This is a genomic window from Pyxidicoccus fallax, from assembly GCF_012933655.1.
Taxonomy (GTDB): domain Bacteria; phylum Myxococcota; class Myxococcia; order Myxococcales; family Myxococcaceae; genus Myxococcus; species Myxococcus fallax.
Genome location: NZ_JABBJJ010000588.1, coordinates 1 through 3,955, shown reverse-complemented (window position 1 = coordinate 3,955; position 3,955 = coordinate 1). Strand labels below are relative to the sequence as shown.

Here is a 3,955-nt window from a genome sequence, read left to right as displayed (position 1 = left end):
CCGCCCTGCCCCACCCCCACCAGTGAGGCCTGCGCGGAGCCGGGGAGCGTGGGAATCCGCGTCGCCAGCGTCTGCGCCGTGCTCCCCAGCGCCGCCATCGCCAGCATGACGAACGCCCGCGCGGCGTTCTTCCCCATCACCTTTCCGTACTTCTCTCCCGCCTCCTCTATCTGCTCGAAGGTGTTCGCCGCATCCACCGCCTTCGCCAGTACCCGCCAGCCCTGCACGAGGCTCCACACCGTGTCCCAGCCCAGGTACGCAATGAGCGCCACCGTCAGCGTCGCGGCGATGCCCTTCGACAGCACTGGCTCGGGCACCAGCCACAAGGCGAAGTAGACGGCTCCCGTCGTGGCGAGCATCGTCACCATCGCCTCCTTGTCGGTCAGGTCCTCCAGGGCCTCGACCGTTTCGTCCCAGACCGAGTCCAGGGCCAGACGAAAGGCCAGGGTGCGCTTGCCCTCCTCATCCAGGGTGAGGCCCTCATCCAGCAAGTGCAGGCAGTCGCGAGTCCCCTGCTCGCGTTGGCACCACCTTCCGTAGGCGCGCACCAGCTCCGTTTCCACGCCCGGCGCCTCGGTCACGCGAAGACGACCCCGGCCCGGCTCCTCGACCGAGACGAGTCCCAGGCGGCCGCGCATCCGTGGCCCGGCGCGGTGGTCATCCAGGTCGAACAGCCGAAGTGCCGCTTCCCTCGGGCGCGGTGCGTGGGGCGTGGAACGGGCCAGTTGCCGGACAGCCCCCTCGAACTCGTCGTCGTCCAGCTCGACGGGCTCCGCGTCCAGGCGTGGCGCGTGAACGATGGCGCGCCCCTCCCCCGTATCCAGGTGCACCACCCGTGAGGCCGCACACCCCGTGCCCACCAGCCCCACCAACAGCACGACGGTCACCCACCGCAGGTTCATGTTCTTCTCCGGAACGTCCCCCAAGCTTCGAGAGCATCATCCCAGGAAAACATGGATACCGTGTAAGGCTACCCGGCCTCCGTCGCTGATTCACGGTTCTCGCCCGACCGCGGTTCTCCGCTCCGGGCCCGAGCCCTCCGGGTTCCGCCGCCGCCGGCCCGCCGAGCAGCCTGGAAGGCTCCCGCCCAAGGGCCACAGGCGGAAGAAGATCGCCGTCATCTGGGGTTATCCCGCTTCGAAGCCCTTGCGGCGGCGCCTCCGTCCCGCTATACGGGCGTCACTTTGTGGCCAGGTAGCTCACCTGGTTAGAGCGGCGGTCTCATAATCCCGGCCCTGCCCCTCACCTTCTGAACCCTTGGCCGTAACCCCCTATTCTGACTGACCGTGGGCCGTCGCTGGCGTTCGCTTGCCACCGGCCCGGTCCGTACAGAATCCGTACAGAATCCCGCCGTCCCCGCCCCTCAGCGGTTGAACACGGACCGAGGGCTTCAAGCTCATCCTCCTGCTGGCGGAAGAGAACCGAGTGGGCCAAGGACGAAACGAATTGGACGGCGGGGGTCTCGCTGGCCCTCCGGAATCTCGAAGATCTCGAAACCGGGGCGCAGGTGGCCTCGGAGCGACACCACGACCAGTTCCTCGATGAAGGTGAGAAGGTCGTTGATAGAGCCCCTGAGGAAGTTCTTCACGTCGGTCCCGTCGAAGAATTTCGGGGGAGTGAGGGCCCAGGTCCCGTCCGGCCCCTGGTTCATGTCGTAGTTGCTGACGAGCTGCTGGCCGGGCTGCGGGTGCTCCTCCCGGTTTCGCAGGTCGATGAAGTGGGCCAGCCACTTGCTGTGCGTGTCGAGCATGCGCGTTACGGGATGCCCCTCGCCGAGCGTCTTCTTCGCCCAGTCCAGCGCCTTGTGGAAGTGGGCGGCCCCGAACTTCTGGCCGAACACGATTCCAAAGACCTTGATGGCGCTCTGGAGCACCTTCTTGCCCTGCACGAGAAACGTGCCCACGTCGTGAAGGTTCAAGGCGCTGGGCATCTCGACCGCGTTACGCTGGAGCGCCGGGCCGGAGACCAGGACTCGCTGCCCGATCTCATCGAGTTCATCCGCGACCCGGCGTGCCGTCTTGTCCGCGGCGACCATGAGCGGCATCACCTCGAAGCACAACAGGGACAACTCCTCTTTCTGACTGTCCGAGAGCTTCGTGCCTGGTAGCAGGTCAATGAGGCCCAAGGAGAGCCGGGCCACGATGGGATTGGCGGGGCTCTCGTCCATGAACTTCTGGATCTTGAACAAGCACTTTCTCCACGGACTAAACCGGTCGGCAGAAGGTAGTGGCGCACACGTCTTTACAAGTCCAGCGTCTCTGCGGCCATGCCTATACGCATGCAGAGGGAGCTTCCTGGCAAGTCCCGGCAGGAGCGCCAACAGCGTGCCGGTTGCCGGGGAGATGAGCCGGCAGCCCATCAGCCGAGGTCGAAAAGCGACCGCTGCCGCTCTATCGGCGCGCTGAACGTGTCCATCAGGCCGAACTGGTACATCCGGCCCCGGAAGCTGCCCAGGAAGAAGAAGACCTCGCGCTCCTTGAGGTTGAGCTGCTTGTGCATCATCTCCAGGGTCTTCTCGTCGCGCTTCGGGTCCCCCTTGAGCTTTCGATACAGCTCGTGGAGGTCCCACTTCTTCAACCCACTCTCGTGCCCCTTGCAGGTCGGGTCGTCGCACACCCAGGAGACAACGAAGTCCGCCTCGGGAAAGTCGAGCGGCTTGGGCGTCCCAAACATGGCCTGCTGCCGGAGAACGAGCCGCTCGATCCGCAGCCAGTCCCGCCGCTCCGCCTCCGTCTTGGTTCGCAGCCGGATGCCCGTGATCTCCTTGGGCTGCACGATGCCCAGGGAGCGCTTCTCGGACTTCTCCAGTGCATGAAGCTCCTCCACGGAGCGGACACGGCTCGGCGACTTGCGAAGCAGACGTACCCGTTCCTGCATCTGTGCGGCGGGAATCTGCTCCCCCACGCGGATGGAGTCGGGTTCCACTCGGAGACTCTCGGGGCGCGGGTCGCTCTGGTGCGGCATCACCCGGGCCGAAATCCATTGGAAGCTGTGGAAGCGGCTCCCGTCCTCCATGTAGCGATGCGGAATCGGGTGGAGGCGCACCATCTGCAAGGTCTCGCTGTCCAGGCCGCCCGTGCAGACGTTCTCCACGTACTTGCGCGAGTAGCTCGGGTAGGTCATCCCCAAGATGAGGATGCGCCGCTCGGCCCATTTCTCCAATTGCATGTCCCCCCTTGAACGCAGCCCCGCAGCTCTTCGCCGCGGCAATCCGCATCCTATCAAGGGCGCCCCGCAAGGCAGAAACCAGCCCCGGCTGAAGTGAAGTTCGGCCGGTAGCCCCGGCTTGCTCAAGGCGCCACCCCACGGCGGTGGCGCCTCGCAGCAGCGGCGACCTCTCGAATCAGTCCCCCGTCCGGGTGACCTCCGCCTCCAGCTCCACCTCGGCCAGGTGCTCCAGGAGGGCATTCCGGGCCGCCTGGTTGGCCTCCACCGCGAGGTCGATGCTGTCCTCCGTCCGTGCCAGGGCGGCCCAGTCGATGCCGTCCAGCAGCGCGGCCGTGGGCTCGAACGTGAACGCCAGGGACACCCGTGGCGGGTGGGCACGGTCGGCGGGGATGTCGAGCGAGCCGCCCAGCGCCTCCTGCGTGTCCGCCGCCAGGGGCAGCTCCAGCGTGAAGGGCACCTCGCCTTCCAACCGGCTCACGGCGCGGCTGTCGCGCACGGCGCCACGGAGGGTGAGCCGGGTCAACGTCACGCTCACCTTGTCGAGCCCGCCCTCGGGCACGTCGCACTCCTCGCACGCCAGCTCCCGGCGGGTGCCCGCCACGAGGTCCAGCGGCTCGCCCGGGAAGGTGATGACGGACACCACCGTGGGCCCACCTCCGCCACCGTCCAGCTCCGCCTGGATGTCCTCGTAGTCCACCAGGGCGCCGTCGTCCCGGTGGCAGTGGCCACTGTGGCAGTTGCTGTAGCGCGGAGGCGGGTTGGCGGGGTCGAACGTCCCCCCGCCTCC

The 3,955-nt window shown here is 67.0% G+C and carries 4 protein-coding genes; all 4 read right to left on the bottom strand.

Going from position 1 to position 3,955, the window contains the following annotated elements:
• Nucleotides 1-902 (bottom strand): SitA5 family polymorphic toxin (gene sitA5, locus HG543_RS52145; RefSeq protein ID WP_439332624.1); only part of this gene is annotated, 902 nt, incomplete at its 3' end.
• Nucleotides 903-1,396: 494 nt separating this feature from the next.
• Complete coding sequence (locus tag HG543_RS52140; RefSeq protein WP_169352442.1) at nucleotides 1,397-2,188, bottom strand: hypothetical protein; 792 nt, start codon at nucleotides 2,186-2,188, stop codon at nucleotides 1,397-1,399.
• A gap of 170 nt (nucleotides 2,189-2,358) precedes the next feature.
• Complete coding sequence (locus HG543_RS52135; RefSeq protein WP_169352441.1) at nucleotides 2,359-3,168, bottom strand: DUF8758 domain-containing protein; 810 nt, start codon at nucleotides 3,166-3,168, stop codon at nucleotides 2,359-2,361.
• 175 nt (nucleotides 3,169-3,343) lie between these two features.
• On the bottom strand, nucleotides 3,344-3,955 hold a 612-nt coding region (locus HG543_RS52130), incomplete at its 5' end, for a hypothetical protein (RefSeq protein WP_169352440.1).

What these genes read in the sequence shown, in the direction of transcription:
- HG543_RS52135 (WP_169352441.1), bottom strand. Translation starts at nt 3,168, where the DNA reads ATGCAATTGGAGAAATGGGCCGAGCGGCGCATCCTCATCTTGGGGATG.